At 44.6% G+C, this 18,808-nt stretch carries 11 protein-coding genes; 8 read left to right on the top strand and 3 right to left on the bottom strand.

Translation table 11 applies throughout. The features are described from left to right. Window position 1 precedes the first annotated feature (1 nt). On the bottom strand, window positions 2-3,097 hold the full coding sequence (locus RB622_RS02580; protein WP_308044932.1) for a TonB-dependent receptor: 3,096 nt from the start codon (window positions 3,095-3,097) through the stop codon (window positions 2-4). Between the two features lie 209 nt (window positions 3,098-3,306). Further along, window positions 3,307-4,311, bottom strand: coding sequence for a Gfo/Idh/MocA family oxidoreductase (locus RB622_RS02575; protein ID WP_308044931.1), 1,005 nt, complete (start codon window positions 4,309-4,311; stop codon window positions 3,307-3,309). Window positions 4,312-4,851: 540 nt separating this feature from the next. Here RB622_RS02575 and RB622_RS02570 point away from each other — a divergent pair. The 3 genes from RB622_RS02570 to RB622_RS02560 are packed head-to-tail and all read left to right on the top strand — an operon-like array spanning window position 4,852 to window position 7,655. Beyond that, entirely contained in the window at window positions 4,852-5,256 is a 405-nt protein-coding gene (locus RB622_RS02570) for a nucleotide-binding domain containing protein (protein ID WP_308044982.1), read from the top strand. Window positions 5,257-5,290: 34 nt separating this feature from the next. Further along, window positions 5,291-6,610, top strand: coding sequence for a Gfo/Idh/MocA family oxidoreductase (locus RB622_RS02565; protein ID WP_308044930.1), 1,320 nt, complete (start codon window positions 5,291-5,293; stop codon window positions 6,608-6,610). Between the two features lie 37 nt (window positions 6,611-6,647). Then, window positions 6,648-7,655 (top strand): DUF6807 family protein, encoded by a 1,008-nt coding sequence (locus RB622_RS02560; protein WP_308044929.1) that lies wholly within the window; start codon window positions 6,648-6,650, stop codon window positions 7,653-7,655. A gap of 320 nt (window positions 7,656-7,975) precedes the next feature. Here RB622_RS02560 and RB622_RS02555 read toward each other — a convergent pair whose 3' ends face one another. Then, window positions 7,976-9,028, bottom strand: a complete 1,053-nt coding sequence (locus tag RB622_RS02555; RefSeq protein WP_308044928.1) for a DUF5694 domain-containing protein — start codon at window positions 9,026-9,028, stop codon at window positions 7,976-7,978. 453 nt (window positions 9,029-9,481) lie between these two features. Between RB622_RS02555 and RB622_RS02550 the strand changes: the two genes are divergently transcribed. The 5 genes from RB622_RS02550 to RB622_RS02530 all read left to right on the top strand — a co-directional run bounded on the left by RB622_RS02550 (window position 9,482) and on the right by RB622_RS02530 (window position 18,806). Then, window positions 9,482-10,072 carry a sigma-70 family RNA polymerase sigma factor gene (locus tag RB622_RS02550; RefSeq protein WP_308044927.1) on the top strand — a complete coding sequence of 197 codons (591 nt, stop codon included), beginning with the start codon at window positions 9,482-9,484 and terminating at the stop codon, window positions 10,070-10,072. 36 nt (window positions 10,073-10,108) lie between these two features. Next, the gene (locus RB622_RS02545; RefSeq protein ID WP_308044926.1) at window positions 10,109-11,200 is read left to right on the top strand and encodes a FecR family protein; all 1,092 of its coding nucleotides are present in this window, start codon (window positions 10,109-10,111) and stop codon (window positions 11,198-11,200) included. A 172-nt stretch (window positions 11,201-11,372) separates the two neighbouring features. Then, window positions 11,373-14,792, top strand: coding sequence for a TonB-dependent receptor (locus RB622_RS02540; protein ID WP_308044925.1), 3,420 nt, complete (start codon window positions 11,373-11,375; stop codon window positions 14,790-14,792). Between the two features lie 15 nt (window positions 14,793-14,807). Then, window positions 14,808-16,349 carry a RagB/SusD family nutrient uptake outer membrane protein gene (locus RB622_RS02535; RefSeq protein ID WP_308044924.1) on the top strand — a complete coding sequence of 514 codons (1,542 nt, stop codon included), beginning with the start codon at window positions 14,808-14,810 and terminating at the stop codon, window positions 16,347-16,349. 168 nt (window positions 16,350-16,517) lie between these two features. Continuing rightward, window positions 16,518-18,806 carry a PSD1 and planctomycete cytochrome C domain-containing protein gene (locus RB622_RS02530; RefSeq protein ID WP_308044923.1) on the top strand — a complete coding sequence of 763 codons (2,289 nt, stop codon included), beginning with the start codon at window positions 16,518-16,520 and terminating at the stop codon, window positions 18,804-18,806. The last annotated feature ends 2 nt before the right edge of the window (window positions 18,807-18,808 follow it).

Below are 18,808 nucleotides of genomic sequence, written 5' to 3'. Positions count from 1 at the left end.
TTTAAAAACCAAAATTAATACCTGCCATAAATGTCCTTGGCTGAGGATAAACGCCATTGTCGACACCGGACTGCAATGGATTGGTGCTGCCGACCTCCGGATCGAAACCTGAGTATTTTGTAAAGGTGAACAGGTTTTGAGCGCTCACATAAAAGCGTGCACTTTGGAACATACGTGTTTTAGTGATAAGCGTCTGAGGTATTCTGTATCCCAGTGTAATGTTACGGATACGCATATAGTCACCGTCTTCAACATAGAATGAGGAACTGTTGGCATAGTTACCGTTCGCATCCACATAGGCAAGGCGCGGGATTTCGTTGCGTCCGCTACCTGGTGTCCATCTGTTCAAAACGTCCTTTGAACCATTGACAACTCCTGAACCTCCAAAATATTTGAGCGGCGTAGTGGCAAATTTATTCGAGTGGAAGATCTGATTTCCTGCAACACCCTGCAACATGACATTCAGATCGAACCCTTTATAACCAAGATCCAGATTCATTCCATAAGTCATGGTTGGCCAAGGACTTCCCAGTTTTACCCGGTCAGCATCGGTAAGCCGGTTATCACCATTTACATCACGATATCTGAAATCTCCTGCTACTGCGTTAGGCTGTAAAGTCTTGTTTACTTCTGAATTTTCTTGATAGATACCATCGACGATGTAGCCGCGGAAATATCCGATCGACTGCCCCACTTCGGTATAGGAAGGACTGATACTTGTAAAACCCAGTGTAGGCCCGTTAATTGGTTGCCCTACACCAAGGCTCAATACTTCGTTCCGGAGTGTTGCTGCGTTTCCGCTTACATCATACGTAAATGCGCCGATCTCTCCGCGATAACCCAAAAGTAATTCTATACCGCTGTTTCTTACCTTGCCACCATTTACAGAAGGGGCTGCCTGAAAACCAGCTTCAAATGATACGGGCAAGCTTACCAGCATGTCCTTTGTTGTTTTGATGTAATAATCCGCAGTTAGGTACAAACGGTTATTCAACAAGCTGGCATCAATACCGAAGTTGGTTTGTTCGCTGGTTTCCCATTTCAGATTGGGGTTGCCCGGGCGAGACATGGAAGCTCCGATTTCAAGTGCCTGATTGGGCCCCAGAACGTAGTTGTCGTTTACCGTTCCAAGCCGAATGCTACTCAGGTATCCAAAAGAACCGATTGCATCGTTTCCAAGTTGCCCCCAGCTTGCACGAAGTTTTAGCGAATTAACAGGTGTAACATTTTTCATAAATGTTTCCTGTGCAATGTTCCAGCCGGCAGACACGGAAGGGAAATTTCCCCATTTATGACTTGGTCCAAAGTTGGAGGAACCGTCACGTCTGATGCTGGCAGAAAGCATGTATCGGTCTTTAAAAGCGTAATTTACCCTTGCCAGATACGAAGCTAGAGTATACTGTGATCCTGTACCGGAGGCTCTGCGCTCGGTATCCTTGCTTCCGTTAACAACGTGAAGTTGTTCATTCTGGAAGTCTCTGGCGGTAACGCCAATCCAGTTGTTTTTATTTTTTTGTGCGGTTTGCCCTACAACGGCAGATAAGCTGTGCCCTCCGAAAGTAGTGGAATAAGCCAAAGTGTTTTCAACAAGCCAATTCAGTCCCTGAGAGTAGGTTTCTCCCAAGGTCGCCTGCAGGTTTCTGTAGTGTCCTCTTTCTGCCTTAGGTTCCCAGGTGGAATTGCGGTTGTTATCGGTATCGATACCTACATTGGTTTTCCATTTCAAACCCCGAATGATTTCAAGTTCACCAAAAATATTTCCGAATACACGCATATTTTTCAACTGATTGTCAATCGATTTTGCACGTAGTAAGGGGTTATCCCCCTGTGTCGTGTAATAAGCAGAAGAGCCGTTAACAACATCATCCGGCCCAAGTGTAGGATAAAACTGCTGGGCGAGATTGAAAATACCGATGCGCATTTCCTGATTTTGCTGCCCCTTGGCTCTTGATAGTGCGAACGCAAGTGAGCTTCCAAAACGTAGTTTATCGCTTACCTTTAGATCACTGGTGATACGCCCTGTAAAGCGTTTGTACCAGGTTTCAATCAGTGTTCCCTGCTGATCGCGATAACCCAGGGATAGTGCACCGGTCATTTTTTTGCTTCCGCCTGAAATCCTCAAATCGTAGTTCTGAACAGGCGCATTGCCGAATACCTGATTGATCCAGTTCGTTCCTTTTCCAAAGGAAGCAGGATTGGCCCATTCGGGATTTGGTGTCATACCAGAATTGGTATATAATTCGTTGGCGAGCGTAGTAAATTCCGTAGCATTCAGGAATTCTGGTTTTCTCCATAACTGCTGTATTCCTGTGTAGGCGTCCAGATTAACCCTTGTCGTACCGTCTTTTCCACGTTTGGTTGTAATCAGGATTACACCGTTAGCAGCACGCGCTCCATAAATAGAAGCAGCTGCGGCATCTTTTAGTACCTCGATTGATTCAATGTCATTGGGATTGATGATTGACATGCCGTCGATGCGGTCTGAACTTCCTGAGATATCCATTCCTCCACCACCCAGAGGAAATCCGTCAACAACGTAAAGCGGTTGGTTGCCTCCCGTTGTACCCACACCCCTGATTCGGACAGAAGAAGCGCCACCTGGCGCACCGCTTGTCTGGTTGATAAAAACACCTGGGATTTTTCCCTGTAAAGCACTGGTAAAGCTATTGGACGCTACCTTTTGTATGTCATCAGCTTTAATGGAAGTGACAGCACCCGTAAGCTCACTTCTTTTCTGAGTACCGTAACCAATAACGACGAGCTCATCCAGGACGGTCATACTTGGATGTAGCAATACGTTGATCTGGGACTTTGTACCAACAGAAATTTCCTGTTTTTCATAGCCTATGAAAGACAGGACCAATGTTTCATTGCTGGAAGCATTGATACTGAATTTGCCATCAACATCAGTTGCGCCTCCACGCGTGGTGCCTTTTACCGAAATATTAACACCGGGTAAAGAGGTTCGGGAAGCACTGTCGAGAACGGTGACCTTGATTTCCCTGCTGTCCTGAGCAACTGACACCGTAGTGCCGGTCAAATAGAAAGTGAAGGCCAGTAGGGTTACCAACCTGAGATAAAGGTATTTGAAATTCATAGATATGGGGTTTTAGAGTTATTATTAGGAATATAGTTTTCTCCGATTTGATCTTCGGTTACGCACCCGTAAATTCTGTAAAATGTGAATGAACAGATTTGTAAAACAGTTGCTAGTTGTTTATGCCTTACGGGTACGTACCCGTAAGGCATAAACAAAATAATATCACTTAAATCGTATGTTTAAATGCGTTAATACAGAATATAATTTCATTTATTTTTGACTTTCGATAGCACACTTTCCAGTGTAATCTGCTTTCCGCCCTGGCGTTTACTTTCGTCGGCAGCTTCCATAAATGTGAATATTTCGATTGTCTCCTCAGGTGTTACAGGAACTTGTCCGGTTTGGAAGTATTTAATAATATCCGCCAAAAGGGGCTCATACCCACCATAAGGCCCGAGTGTTTTGTTGCCGTTTTGTGTGAAAACGGTTCCACCGTAGTCATGTTTTCCGGTTCGTGTTCCACGGAAAGTGCCCGTGCGTCCATCTGCCCAAATGCCGACAACGATATCGGTATCAGGCGTGTTGATGCGGGTCACGGTTTTACATCCCATACCCATCACGGTGTAAAGCGTTTCTACGCCATGAATCCCGTACCAGAATAAATCCGGATGCGTTTTTTCCAGTGCGGCAGGGCTAAATGTATCGGCCCCAACAACCTTTCCTTTATCTATTGCTTCAATGCCTTTGATGTAACGCAGGGAAGAAGCGGAAAAAATCGGTGTGTTATATTTTTTCGCCAGATCGTAAATAGCAATTGCGTCGGATAAGGAAGCCGAAACGGGCTTATCAATAAACATTTTTTTTCCTGACTTAAGCACTTCCGTTGCCTGTTCCAGGTGAAGGCGGCCATCATTGGTTTCCAGCATGATCACATCTACTTTTGTAAGCAGTTCCTTAATGGAGCCCGCTATTTCGACACCCAGTTTTTTTACCTGGTCGATGTAATCCGGAATCCGCTTAACGCTGGTCTCAATGTCTTTGCTGCCATAAGGGTAGGCTGCTACGACCCGATAGCCGTCATAGGCGGGATTAGGTTCTGCGGCATTCAAAACCTTGGTGAATGCGATACTGTGGGAAGTGTCCAGGCCAATGATTCCAATTCTTTTACCATCGGCTTTGCCTGCATGAGACGGGAGTATGTCCATCAAACTCAAAGCTGCACCGCTGGCCACGGCTGAACCTATAAATTTTCTTCTGCTAAGGTTATTCATTCAAAATGAAAGGAAAAGAGGTTAGGAATAGTTAAGATCAAATGAGCTTCGGGTACGTACCCGTAAAATTACAATTATTATGCATATATCATCGATTTATGGAAAAAAATTTGCATTTTATTTTGTGAAGCAGTGATTTCGAAGTTTTATTTTAACTCAATTTGTCAGAATAACCAATTTTTAATTGTTATATATAAATCGAGTAAACCGACCTGTTTTTGATATGATCACTGCAAATTGATCTTCTGATTTACATCAAATGGGTCTAAAAAGACAGCATATTAATTTTGATAAAATGCCTGGTTTTCCTGGGTGATGATATCGATTGGTATAAAATGTACTTTTTCAACGGAGGCTCCGATCACCATCAGTCATTTCCAGGAATGAGGAGTTGCGGGAAAGATTCGGGAAAGAGAACTTTAACCAGGTGCATTTGGGAGGAAAAATCTTGTATGTGTGCGGGAGCGCGTTCGTGAACAGCAGATCGCTGGTGAAGGCCTCTAAGGAAGCAGGACAGGAGGTTCTTTACATGTCAGAAAAATTATTTTGTTCAATCGAGCAGGGCAAAAGCTCATTGCCGGATGGACAGCAGAAATTATTGATAGCCTGGAAAGGAAAAACAAAGTAATTATAGCGACAAACCATCTGGATTGCCATGATGTTTTAGGTCTTCCGGCCAGGATCAGGGAGTCCATTGCGGAAGTGGTTGAAAATGTGATGAGCCCGGCAAAAGTCGAAGAATTGATCATTGAAGGTGGTTCAACGTCTTTCTCGATCATTCAAAGGTTGAATTACACGCGTTTTTATCCAACCCACGAATTTGGTCCGGGATTGATCAGAGTGCGGATCGAGGAGCAGAAAGGCATTTTTCTGACTTTGAAACCGGGGAGTTATGTCTGGGCAGAGTCAATTTGGGACTATCCGACGGACCATCAGATGAAATGAATATCTAGTATTAATACGTGCTAAATCCGATAAAATGAAAAACAATGCAGACAAGACAACGCTCCGGGAGTTAACCCGGCGCAATTTTATCAAATCAGCGGGAATCGGCGTGATCGCAGCGCCGTATATAGCGAAGAGTGCATGGTCGCAAACACCACCAAGTGACCAGATCAGGCATGCGGTCATCGGAACGGGCAGCATGGGCCGAAACCATGTCAAAACTTTTGCCAACACCAAAGGCTGCGACCTCGTGGCGCTTTGCGATGTGGATCCTCAGCAACTTGGAAAAGCGGTAAAAGATTTGCCTAATGCGGATAAGATCAGGAAATATGGCGATTTTAGGGAACTACTAAAAGACAAATCTATTGATTCTGTGTCGATTGCTTCACCGGACCACTGGCACACCCCGATTGCATTATGGGCATTGATGGCCGGAAAGCATGTCTATGTTGAAAAACCCTGCAGTCATAACATTAAGGAGACCAATTTGCTGGTTAAAGCTTCAAAACATTTCAATAAATGCGTTCAGCACGGTACCCAACGCCGGAGTAATGGTGCGCATATGGAAGGTATGAAGCAGCTTCAAAACGGCATTATTGGTAAAGTACACACGATCAAGGCCATTGACCATCAGTATCGTGAGGCGATCGGGCGGGCGCAGGCTGAGCCGGTTCCGGAAGGAGTGAATTATGATCTTTGGCTCGGAGCGGCCCCGAAAGTGTCATTTACCAAAAACCGCTGGCATTACAACTGGAGATGGTTTTGGGAATATGGCAATGGCGACGCCGCTAATGACGGAGTTCACCAGATCGACGTGGCTGTGTGGGCTTTGGGAGACCGCTATCCCAAACGGGTCGTGTCCTCCGGAGGCCAGTATTTTTACGATGACGACCACCAGACGCCTGACACGCAAACCACGATTTTCGAATACGATGACACGCAGATTATCTGGGAGATGCGCCTTTGGACACCTTATAATCTCGAAGGCCACGACAATGGCAACGTGGCTTATGGCACGGATGGTAAAATGGAGTTTGGTCGTGCAGGTGTAGTGGTGACAAAAGGGAAAGAGCAGATCAAAATCGAGTCGCCGGATGTTGTAGAGCCAATCATGCCTAATTTCCTGACTGCGGTGAGGGAAAATAATCCTTCAAAACTACATTCTCCGATAGAAAAGGGTGCTATTGCGACTAACATGGCACTTTTGGCCAACATTGCGACGCGCATCGGGGCTTCGTCACTGGAATATGACCCTTTAAAAGTTACAATAAAATCACCGGGATTCGACGCCAAGGCCAATGCATTGTTGGGCCGTGAATATAGAAAAGGCTACGAACTTCCCTGGAAAGGTTAAACCAAACTTTTGCTATAACTAAATTTAAACCTTTTGAATGATGAATGAAAATCCAACCTTAACCGCTTTTTTAAAACAGTTTACAAGCATATTGTGTGTAATGATTTGTACAACGTTGCTTGTTCATGACAAAGCCATAGCACAAAAAGCAAAGAAAACTTCCAGCCAGCCAGTGGTTGCTTTTCAGCAAAAACCTGGGGAATTGACGATCACAATCGGCGGGAAGCCTTTTGCCAGCTATGTATACGAAGATCCCAAGATCAGCCGCCCGTATTTTGCGCATGTGAAATCCTCTTGTGGCGTTCAGGTTACCCGTAATTATCCGCCCCAGGAAGGTGATCCGAAAGATCACGCCACATTTCACCCTGGAATATGGCTCAGTTTTGGCGACATTAACGGCAACGATTATTGGCGCCTAAAATCAAAAGTGGAGCACGAAATGTTTGTTGAACAGCCCAAAGGTGGCGCGGGATCCGGTTCATTTACCGTTAGAAATTACTATATGAGTGCGGATGGGAAAGACAGGGTTTTAGCCGAGCTGGTGAAATATACCATTTTGATCAGGCCTTCGGGCACATTGTTGCTGACCAACAGCAATTTTTCGTCTGAGTCAACAGATCTGGCCTTTGGGGATCAGGAAGAAATGGGGCTTGGTGTGCGCGTCAATACGAAGTTTACCGTGCAATACGGAAAAGGGCATTTGACCAATGCAGAAGGCTTGAAAGAAGGCGAGGGAACTTGGGGGAAAGCTTCCAAATGGGTGGATTACAGCGGCATTGTTGATGATAAAACGGTGGGCGTGACCATTATGCCGGATCCGGGAAATTTCCGTCCGAGCTGGTTTCATACGCGTGATTATGGTTTGATGGTGGCCAATGCTTTCGGCAGGGAGGCCATGAAACAGGGCGAGAAAAGCTCCATTGCTGTAAAAAAAGGCGAGAAATTTGAGCTTGGTTATGGCGTTTTGATCTATTGTAAACCAAAAGGTGCAAAAGCCGACATCGAGGGCGCATATCAGGACTATTTACAAGTTCTGAAAGACTAGGATTTTCTACATTAAGCTTCTTTACCGGACATTTTGCTTTGCCCTGCGTACACTTTTATCCGTCTGGAAGAAAAGTGTACGCAGGGATTTTTACTGACAAATATCCAGCCGAAACGGCCTGTTTTTAATTTTCGCAGTGGCTCCGAATTCTCCAACATGGGTTCGTCGGATGGATACAACCATACATTTAGTGCAAATGCAGCAGGAAATGCTGGAAAAATCGAAGGTTGTAATATTAGTAGAATGCGCGCGGCAGAGTATTGTTGGGCTATGAATTTAGGCCATCTGTTCTAAATAGGTCTGCTTAAACCGGGTTCAAGTTATTTAAATTCACTGATATTTCTTACCCTTACATTGGGCATAGTTTTGAAAATATCTTGCATGTATTGTTTATGATTGGCCCCGACAATAACGACCACTTTTTTCGCTTCTGCTACTCTCGCTCTATTGACAACATTGTCACACATTCCCTTATTCCTCATGATCCACCAATGTATTTTTGAAAGCATTTCTTCTTTTGGAAAGTTCTTCATCTCATACATCTCTGGCAAATAAAAATCTCCTGTGGCAGAAATGGCAGATGCCTCGTCCGTGTTTAACCATTCGGTTATGGTTTTTGAAGATTTTTCGATACTTTGATATTTTTCAAAACCATTATTGATAGTAGCCAAATTTGATTTCAGTTCTTTCGTAAAGGACGTAGTGGTATCTTTTTTTACCAAATTGAATTTTGAATCGAATGCTGCCCAGGATGCTCCCCAATTCAAATCATAATCCTGGCAATCCATAGGCAGCAATTCCTGGATTCCCATTTCCTGCATCATTGGAAATGCTATCAGTGCATATTCGGAAGTTTTCAATCTTCTCATGCTTCGCCCTGTTGTATCCAATTGAGGACTAAGTAATTTATTGACGTAGTTTTCCAGTTCAGCATCGGGTCTTTTCTGAAGTTTATTGAAAACTTGCCAGAATTGATAGTGGCCATTTGCGACATCCTGATCAAGATAATAAGCATGGGCTAAATCAGTTTTTACCTGATAGTCTTCCGGTTTTGATAAGGATATTTTTTTTAAACTGTCAATGGTTTTAGATAGCGATGCTATTGCTATACTTCGATTGTTGGTCAGTATGTTTAGCCGTTTGATATTGTCCTGCTTACACCAATAATCCATCACAAGCCGCTCATCTTCCTTACTGAGGAACTCGCCAAAAAAAGCATCAGGTTCGAATTTTTTGATCTTATTATAAATGCCGGAAAAATCCTGTTTAGGGTACTTACTATAGTTATGGGAAACGCCTATCAGCATAATGTCTACTGATTGCGCAAAGGTGTTAACCGATATGAAAAAAATAAGAAAGATGAAGTGCCTCATATTTCTGTCGTCTGTTTAAGGTTTTTGCCAGCGCTATTCATTGCGACCAATGACGACAGTTTGGCGATGGGGCTTCATCGTCATCTGTCTGTTGCTAAATTAATAAATAAAAATTCATTGTTTGCCCAAAGGGGATATTTCGGTGCCTGTGACCAGTTAAAAAGTGAATAAAGATCACAAAATCGGACATTTTAATTGAAGACAAATGATTGATTTGCTGTCCTCCCTGGTTGGGACTAACAAACCTGCCAGGAAATTGGATGGACAAGGCGCTTGAATTCTCCAAGTATGCCTCAATGGGTGAGGGACGCCCTCTTTTTTTACAAGCAATTCATACTAATAAAATTTAGTAAACAGGTTTATATTTAATTATTTTATTATTTTTTATAAATAAATCACCAAACAATGGGTTAGGTTTTGCCTGAAGAGCACTCTTTAAATAAAGAGCCCATTATGAGGAAACGTCTTACCGTAATTGAAGGAAAGCAACTTTGGGAAGAATATCAGCGCGGCAATATCCAGTCGCTCGGTAAACTTATGCAGGGTTATTATCCGGATCTTTTTCACTGGGGCATGCGACTTCATAACGAACGGGAACTGGTAAAAGATTGTATCCAGGAGGTGTTTCTAAACTTGTGGAGGCTGCATGAGTCCATTCCGGCTGTCGAAAATGTACGGGCATATTTGCTGATGGTTTTGAAAAGCCACATGCTGCGCGATCTCACCAACAAGCACGTGATGCTGCAATCCAGCATCCAGGAGGATTATTCGTTTTCTGTGGAGTTTTCGGCAGACATGCGGATGATCGAAGAAGAGCATGAGATTTATCAGATAAGGAAGCTTGAAGCTGCGATGAATCATTTGCCAAAGCGGCAGAAAGAACTTATTTATCTTCGTTTTCACCAGAATCTCAGCTTTGAAGAGATCGCAGATGTCATGAATTTGGGCAGGCAATCGGCATATAACCTGTTTCAAAAATCGCTTAATAATTTGAGAAAGCACTGGCCTGTTTTGACGCTTTTCACTGCTATATGGATTTTCTAAATGTAACACCTTAATGAAAAGAAACATCAGATGGCCATGAAAAATTATACCGCTTATACAATGGAGGACTTCGTCGGTGACGAAGATTTCAGGAACTGGGTCCAGGGGAGGGGCGATAGCGAAGAATTCTGGAAGGCCTTTATGGAGACGCATCCTGACAAGAAGGAGATGTTAAAAAATGCCCAACAGATCATCCTGGTCACAAATGTTGACGACGAGCACATTATTGAGGCCGAAATTGAAGAAGAAGTTGACAAATTTCTAAGAGCTGCTGGAAAGATTAATGGATTTTCATCACGATCTTATCCGGGGGACAAAATTTTGAAAATATGGCCTGTATGGCTGAAATTTTCGGGCATCGCGGCGTTGCTGATTTTAGGAATTTTCCTGGGAGCGTACTTTTTTTACGCAGATAAATCTCCACTTTTATCTGCGCTGGTAATCAACCAGATGGCGGAAACGACAAACGATTCCGACAACCCTTTACGGTTGATTTTGAGTGATCATTCGGTTGTTATTTTGAGTCCCAATAGCAGACTCCGGTATCCTTCGCAGTTTACCGGGAATTCGCGAAAGGTCTACCTGACCGGAGAGGCCAATTTTTCCGTCACCCATACTTCTCAGCCTTTTATGGTGTATGCCGGTGAAATGGTTACCAAGGTGCTGGGTACAAGGTTTGTGGTCCGTGCCTTTGAAAAAGACAAAAAGATCAGTGTTCAGGTTTTATCAGGAAAAGTATCAGTATACTCCGAAAAACCCTCAGGAACCGTCAATAGCAGAGAATTGAATGGCCTAATACTGACGGTAAACCAGGCGGCAATATTTGAAAAAGGAGTTCGACAACTTTCCAAAACACTGGTATCCAATCCGATCGTGATAGCGAAGGAAAATAAGGTTGTCAACTACTTCTATGATGAAGTTCCTTTGCCTGTGATTTTTAAAGAGCTGGAAAAAGGCTATGGGATTCCGATACAGTTTGATGAACAAAACTTTGAAAAATGCCATATTACGGCAACACTCGCCAACGAAACGCTTTACGAAAAGCTCGATCTGCTTTGCAAAACAGTATCGGCAAGTTATGAGATCGTCGACGGCCAGATCGCCATTTCTGGTAGTGGGTGTGATTGAAATTCTTAGACAAAAATCTCTAATTCCTAACCCTTAATCTTATGACCTGAAAGCAAAAAAATCGGCAATGGCCAGCCATTGCCGAAAGGTTAAAACACTGAATCTCCGCTCGCCAAAGTATCAATTCAGTGAAAAAAGTCCCGTAAGAGAACCTGAAACCTTTAACAAAACTATGAAAAAATATGCTATCCGACAATTCGGAATTAAACTGATGAAATTCTCTTTGACGCAAGGGTTGGCCATGGTGATGATGATGGGCGTATCTTACGCGCATAACTCCAATGCACAGCAGTATCTGGACAGGCGGCTGACGCTTGACGCCCAAAACAAACAGATAAAAAAGGTGTTTGAAGATATCGAGAAGGCCACAGAAGTGCGATTTATATACAGTTCGCAGGTGATCGGTTCGACTCAGCGTGTTTCAATTCACGAGAACAATACGACACTTTCACAAGTCCTAAACCAGCTTCTTACTCCGTTGAAAGTTAAGTACGAGCTTGTTGGGAGCAAGGTGGTGTTATCAACGGAGCTGATCACTGGAAAACTGAATAAGAAAGATGTGGGTTTAACCGAAAACAACGAGGTAGTTTTTGTAGAAAAAATAATGACCGGAAAGATTACGGACGAAAAAGGTGTCGCGCTGCCCGGTGTTAATGTTATTTTGAAAGGAACACAAAAAGGAAGCACGACCGATGCAGAAGGCAAATACGCAATTGAAGTACCTGATGACAATGCCGCGTTGATTTTCAGTTTTGTAGGCTATAAAAGTAAAGAAATTGTTGTCGGCGTGCGAAGTGAAATCTCTGCCTCACTTGTGCCGGAGGACAAAGCCCTGGAAGAAATTATTGTAGTCGGTTACGGAACGCAAAAGCAACGGGAAGTAACGGGCTCGATCGCAACCATTCAGGCCGCGCAGCTTGAAGATCAGCCTGTCGGGCAGTTCGCTCAAAAATTACAGGGCAGGGTTGCCGGTGTTCAGATCAATCAGTCGACAGGCGTACCGGGCGGCGGTATTTCGATCCGGATCCGTGGTGCGGCGTCTATCAATGCGGGTAATAACCCGCTTTATGTTGTCGACGGTTTCCCAATTGTTGGTGGTATTAACAACATCAATCCGAATGAAATTGAAAGTTTTTCAATCCTGAAAGGTGCTTCCGCTGCGGCTTTGTACGGCTCGCGGGCGGCCAACGGCGTAGTTTTGATCACAACAAAACAGGCCAAACCAGGCAAAACTTCAATACAGTTCAGTGCAACTTATGGCGTGGCCAAAGTGCCGCAAAGAGGTCGTGCAAAGCTGATGAACGCAAAGGAGTTTTTACAGGATAGAAAATCGATTTTTGAAGACAAGATCAAATACGAAGGTTACACAGGCAACATTCCTGAACTCTATCAAAATCCTGATGCGTATACGGGTAAAAGTACAGATTGGTATGAGGAGCTTTTACGTCCTGCGGGCCAGAATAGTTACAATCTTTCCCTGCTTTCCAATAAGGATAATTTCAGCACGGCGACCACGCTTGGCTATTATAAAGAAAAAGGCTCGATCATCAATTCGGATTTTCAGCGTTTTTCTTTACGATCAAATAATGAATACAAAATTAACAAAGCCTTGAAAGTCGGAGTGAATATTGCGCCAACATATCAGACAGGCAATAATCCGACTTCTCAGGCGCTGGATAATCCCACGGGCGACGGATTTTACAGTCTGATTTACTCTGCCATCATTACACCGCCGATCTTTTCTCCTGATGACACCAATCCGGATGGCACAAGGAAAGTGAGTTTTACCGGTCCCGGTTTATTTACATTTCCAAACTGGAAGCGATCCTTGGAAGAAGCTACAAACCGGACAAGCTCCACCAGGCTCTTGAGCAGTGCTTACGTACAGGCGGACTTTTTAACTGACTTCCGGTTTAAAAGTTCTGTTTCCATCGATCTGGAAAATAAAAAACAGCGGATTTTCAGTCCTTCAACGGTGGGGACGATCTTCGCCAATGCACCCAAACTGGCCACAGGTGCCTATGCCACGACCCAATACACATCCTGGCTGACGGAAAATACGCTGAATTACAACAAAACGATTGCCCGGGATCATTTCGTAGAAGTGCTTCTCGGTTATTCTGCCCAGTTGTTCAGGCAGGAGTATAATGCACTGACCGGAACGAGTTTTCCCGATGACGCCGTAAGCTGGATCGATGCAGCGGCGCTTAAAAGTGGAAGTAATAACTCGACAGAATGGTCGTTGCTTTCCATGTACAGTAGATTAAACTATAATTTCAAGGGCAAATATTTATTGGCCGCTTCCATTCGTCGCGACGGTTCCTCACGTTTTGGGTCTGACAACCGGTGGGGTACTTTTCCATCCATTTCCGCCGGCTGGATCATCTCTGACGAGGCGTTCGCACAACGCTGGCAAAAGCTGAGTTACCTGAAACTGAGGACGGAATTTGGTGACGCCGGTAACTTCAACATCGGAAATTACAGCCAGTTCGGAAACATCGCTTCGACAAACTATGTTTTGGGTGGTGGGCTGGTACAGGGGCGCAGTCCTTCCTCGATCGGCAACACAAAACTAACCTGGGAAACGACCCGTGGTATGGATGTCGGCCTGGATATCGGGTTGTTTAACGATCGCATCTCACTAACGCTCGATTATTATAACAAGAGTACTAAAAACATGCTTTATCAGGTTGATATTCCAAATGGAGCCGGTTTTTCCAACATACAGGACAACATCGGAGAATTCCATTTCTGGGGATATGAATTCGGCGCTACAACCAAGAATTTCGTGGGCGACCTGAAATGGAGCACCGACTTTAATGTGTCAGTCAACAGAAACAAAGTGATGAAGCTAGGCACCAATAACACGCCGATCGGTGGTATCGGTGAATATTCATCGGATATCTGGAAAACGGAAGTTGGACATCCCATGGGTCAGTTTTTTGGTTATGTTTTTGATGGCATTTATAGAAATCAGTCCGAATTTGATTCACAGCCCAAACACAGTACTTCCCAGGTTGGGACAATGCGTATGAAGGATCTGAATGGTGACGGCGTCATCAATACGCTGGATAGAACATACATCGGAAACCCAAGTCCCAAATTTTTGTTTGGGATCAACAACAGCCTGACTTATAAAAATTTTGATCTGAACCTCGTTTTCTCTGGCGCCTATGGCAACAAAATGTACTACTCGCTTGCAGAATGGTCTGAAACACTGGAAGGTATTTTCAATGTCGAAAAGTACATGAAAGACCGGTGGCGTTCACCTGAAAACCCGGGCGCCGGAATTGTCGGCCGTTCCTTGTCAGGTACTACCTCATTTCCGCGAAGCAATCAGGATCGGCTGGTGCTGGACGCCTCTTACGTGACGCTGAAAAACGTCACGCTAGGTTACACACTGCCCAAAATCAGGAGCGTTGCGAAAGCGCGCGTTTTCATAAGCATGCAACAGGCCTTTATTTTAACGAAATACAAGGGAGCCAATCCTGAAGCAAGTCTGAATGGTTTGAGTGGGTTGAAAGAAGGTGTCGACGTGAGTCCTTATCCGATTCCAAGGACGGTGGCGCTGGGTCTTAATTTCAATTTTTAATCTCAAAAATCTGACATGATGCAAAAGACAATATACATTCTCGCCTTTACCGCATTTTTTCTTGGGTCCTGTTCGGATGAATTCTTGAACCGCGTACCTGAAAGTTCGGTCACATCAGGTAATTTTTACGAAACCGAAGCTCAGTTCGATCAGGCGCTGGTGGGTGCATATGCGGCTGTTCGGGCGGCAAAAGGCTCAATAGCCTCATGGACAATGGGTGAGATGCGTTCGGATAACACCCATTTGGAATTCAATAACACAAACCGTGGCGGTCAGTATATTGAACGGGAGGATGCTGATTTTTTCATCGACCGCAGTGTAAGCGGCCTCGTTGCAGACAAATATAACAGCGCTTACGTGGGCATTGCGCGGGCAAACAACATCCTGGATTACGTGGTTCCGGCAGGTTTGAGCCAGCAGGCGGCCAACAGGTTAACGGGGCAGGCGAAGTTTTTACGTGCGCTTTTTTACTTTGATCTGGTCAGATATTTTGGCGGTGTGCCCTTGTATCTGAAAGCCGTTCAGGGTTCTGCTGACGCTTATGTACAACGTTCTTCTGTCGATGAGGTTTACAAGGTAATCGTTGATGACCTGAAAGATGCGATCAGCAAGTTGCCTGCGCCCACTTTTCCACAAACCGGAAGAGCGACGCAAGGGGCGGCCAGGATGCTGCTGGCTGATGTTTATTTAACTCAAAAGAATTTTGCCGGTGCAGAAACGGAGCTCAAAAGTGTCCTACAGATGGGTTATGCTTTACTGCCGGATTATGCTTCTGTTTTTGCTTTGGGAAATAAAAACAGCGCTGAATCGATTTTTGAAATACAATATCAGCAAGGGAACCAGGGCCAGAACAGTGATTTTCTTTACCCTTTTCTGCCACTTTCGTCAGATGTGAAGATCATTACCGGTATCACTTCGCAGAACCGTCAAGGCGGAGGATGGAATACACCTACGTTCGAGATGATCGGAACCTATGAACCAGGCGACAAGCGTCTGGAAGCTTCCATCGCTGTCGCAGAAGGAACCGGCGTTGTTGGTGACATGGTGATCGAGGTGGTAAAAAGCCCGATCGGCTATAAAGTGCCTGCCGGAAAACGTGCTTATCCGTTTATAAAAAAATATCTGCATCCGCACGCATTGGAACAAAACACGGACGATAATTTTCCAATCTATCGTTATGCAGACGCTTTGCTTGCCATGGCCGAAGCGTTGAATGAACAGAATAAATCCTCGGAGGCCCTTCCTTATTTGAATCAAATTCGTTCAAGAGCAGGTTTACCAGCAGCTACGACTTCCAATCAGGCTTCTTTGCGCGATATCATTTTGCATGAGCGACGCGTTGAACTTGCATTTGAGAATAAGAGATGGCTTGATCTTGTCAGGACCGGAAAGGCGATTGAAGTAATGACGAAAAATGGTGAATATATAAAATCGGCTCATGCTGGTGAGTCATATATCCCGGCCACCAGCTATGTGGTAAGCGAACAGAAATTGAATTTTCCGATCCCAAACCGTGAAATACTCATCGGTAACCTTCAACAGAATCCAGGTTATTGAGTTGATATTCAGACAGGAGAAATCAGCGCGTGCAGGAAATCTGCACGCATTTGACGAGTAAAAAAATGTGTTATTATGCTTTACTTTAATACTGAAAGGGTTTGTAGGATAAATACTATGGGGCTGATATTGAGCAAAGTTTTTTGGTTTCTTGCCATATTGCTTTGTATGACCTTGTTTTTCGGTTGTGGAAGCAATTCCGGCGATTCTGCGACAGGGCATATTCCGGACAAAGTCAGCTACAATTTCGACATCCGCCCAATCCTCTCGGACAAATGTATGACCTGTCATGGTCCCGATGCTAATAAAAGGGAAGCTGGTTTACGGCTGGACATTGCAGAAAATGCCTACAAAGCGCTGGCCGAGCATCCTTCTGCGCATGCGCTTGTCCCGGGAAAACCACAATTATCCGAAGTTTTTCTCCGCATTGCTACACAGGATACAAACAAGATAATGCCACCGAAATCCTCGAATTTGCGTCTTACGGAACGGGAGATCAGTTTGATTGAAAAATGGATAAAACAAGGTGCGAAATACGAGAAACACTGGGCTTTTGTCACACCGGAAAAGCAGACCGTGCCAGACGTGAAAGAAAAGGAATGGCCAAAAAACGAAATCGATCATTTTATCCTGGCTAAACAGGAGCAGCTCGGATTGAAGCCAAATGTAGAGGCAGACAAGGAAAGACTTTTGAAGAGAGTTAGTCTTGATTTAACTGGCCTGCCGCCAACCTTGGAAATGATGGATTCTTTTCTGGCAGATAAAAGTCCGGATGCTTATGAAAAATTAGTGGATCGGTTGCTGAAGATGCCCCAATATGGTGAACGGATGGCGTTGCCATGGCTTGATGTGGCCCGCTATTCTGATTCGTATGGTTATCAGATGGATAACTTTCGCACGCAGTGGCCGTGGCGCGATTGGGTGATTAATGCTTTCAATAAAAATATCTCTTACAAAGATTTTATCACCTGGCAGCTCGCTGGCGATTTGATTCCGAATGCGACCAAGGAACAACTGCTTGCGACTGGCTTCAACCGAAATCACAAAATAACCGAAGAAGGAGCCGTCGATGAGGAAGAATACCGCATCACTTACGTAACAGACCGCAGCGATACATTTGGCAAAGCCATGCTCGGTGTTACGATGGAATGTGCGCATTGCCATGACCATAAATACGATCCGTTTTCGCAGAAGGAATACTATCAGTTGTTTTCGTTTTTCAATAATGTGAATGAAATGCGACCGACTTATACCGCCATTGATCCGTCGGTCGGCAAGCCTGAGGCTTACGCCAAAAAACCGATGATGGAAATCAGCAATGAAGATGTGAAGAGCATTCTTAGTTTTGTTAACAAGCAGGATACCAGTAGATTGATTGTCTCGGTGATGGGTGACCTTGATTCGGTCAGGAAAACTTATATTCTGCAACGGGGTATTTTCAACTCCTATGGAGCCGAAGTACAGGCCGGAACGCCGAAATCTATTTTACCATTCAGCGCGAAATTTCCCAAAAATAGGCTTGGTCTTGCGCAATGGCTTTTTGATAAACAAAATCCGCTGACCGCACGTGTTTTTGTGAACAGGATCTGGCAGGAATTTTTTGGTCGAGGCATTGTAAAAACGGCCGGGGATTTTGGCATGCAGGGCGAGCTTCCCACACATCCGGAACTGCTGGACTGGCTTTCAGTTGACTTTATGGAACACAGTTGGGACATAAAGCGACTTGTCAGACAAATCGTTACATCGGCAACTTACCGGCAATCAGTCGTGGTGAGCAAAGAAAAACGGAATGCGGATCCTGAAAATATTTATTTGGCCCGGGCCCCGCGTTACCGCATCCAGGCCGAATTTGTGAAAGATATGGTCTTATCGAGCAGTGGACTACTCATTAAAACCATTGGCGGTCCAAGCGTAAAGCCATACCAGCCCGAGGGCTTATGGGAAGGCGCAACGGCTGGCGGCGATGGGCTTTTGTCAGTTTACCAGCAGGACCACGGCCAAAGTCTTTATCGCAGAGGAATGTATACTTTCGTAAAACGAACGGTGCCTCCGCCCTCGATGAGTATTTTTGATGCAAGCAACCGTGATCTTTGTGAAGTAAACCGGTTAAAGACCAACACACCATTGCAAGCGCTTGTGATGCTGAACGATCCAACTGTTTTGGAGGCATCCAGAGTATTAAGTGACAGACTTTTACATGAAAAAACGGAGGCAAAGGAAAAACTAATCAAAGCCTTTCGGCTGATCGTTTGCCGCAAACCGACAGACAAAGAGATTGCGGTGCTTACAACTTATTATATGGAAGAACTTAAAACAATGACCGGCCAAAATGCGAACCGACTGCTTTCGGTGGGGGAATATCCTGTATCCTCGAAAGTGGACCGTAAAATGCTGGCGGTAATGATGCGGGTTGTATCTACGATTTATAATTTGGAAGAAGCCATTACAAAATCCTGAGC

This window comes from Dyadobacter sp. LHD-138 (assembly GCF_030929615.1).
Lineage (GTDB): Bacteria > Bacteroidota > Bacteroidia > Cytophagales > Spirosomataceae > Dyadobacter.
Note: the sequence above shows the minus strand (reverse complement) of the source record. Positions and strands in the feature narration are given on the sequence as shown.

What these genes read in the sequence shown, in the direction of transcription:
- RB622_RS02555 (WP_308044928.1), bottom strand. Translation starts at nt 9,028, where the DNA reads ATGAGGCACTTCATCTTTCTTATTTTTTTCATATCGGTTAACACCTTT.
- RB622_RS02540 (WP_308044925.1), top strand. Translation starts at nt 11,373, where the DNA reads ATGAAAAAATATGCTATCCGACAATTCGGAATTAAACTGATGAAATTC.
- RB622_RS02580 (WP_308044932.1), bottom strand. Translation starts at nt 3,097, where the DNA reads ATGAATTTCAAATACCTTTATCTCAGGTTGGTAACCCTACTGGCCTTC.
- RB622_RS02565 (WP_308044930.1), top strand. Translation starts at nt 5,291, where the DNA reads ATGAAAAACAATGCAGACAAGACAACGCTCCGGGAGTTAACCCGGCGC.
- RB622_RS02535 (WP_308044924.1), top strand. Translation starts at nt 14,808, where the DNA reads ATGATGCAAAAGACAATATACATTCTCGCCTTTACCGCATTTTTTCTT.
- RB622_RS02575 (WP_308044931.1), bottom strand. Translation starts at nt 4,311, where the DNA reads ATGAATAACCTTAGCAGAAGAAAATTTATAGGTTCAGCCGTGGCCAGC.
- RB622_RS02560 (WP_308044929.1), top strand. Translation starts at nt 6,648, where the DNA reads ATGATGAATGAAAATCCAACCTTAACCGCTTTTTTAAAACAGTTTACA.
- RB622_RS02550 (WP_308044927.1), top strand. Translation starts at nt 9,482, where the DNA reads ATGAGGAAACGTCTTACCGTAATTGAAGGAAAGCAACTTTGGGAAGAA.
- RB622_RS02545 (WP_308044926.1), top strand. Translation starts at nt 10,109, where the DNA reads ATGAAAAATTATACCGCTTATACAATGGAGGACTTCGTCGGTGACGAA.
- RB622_RS02530 (WP_308044923.1), top strand. Translation starts at nt 16,518, where the DNA reads ATGACCTTGTTTTTCGGTTGTGGAAGCAATTCCGGCGATTCTGCGACA.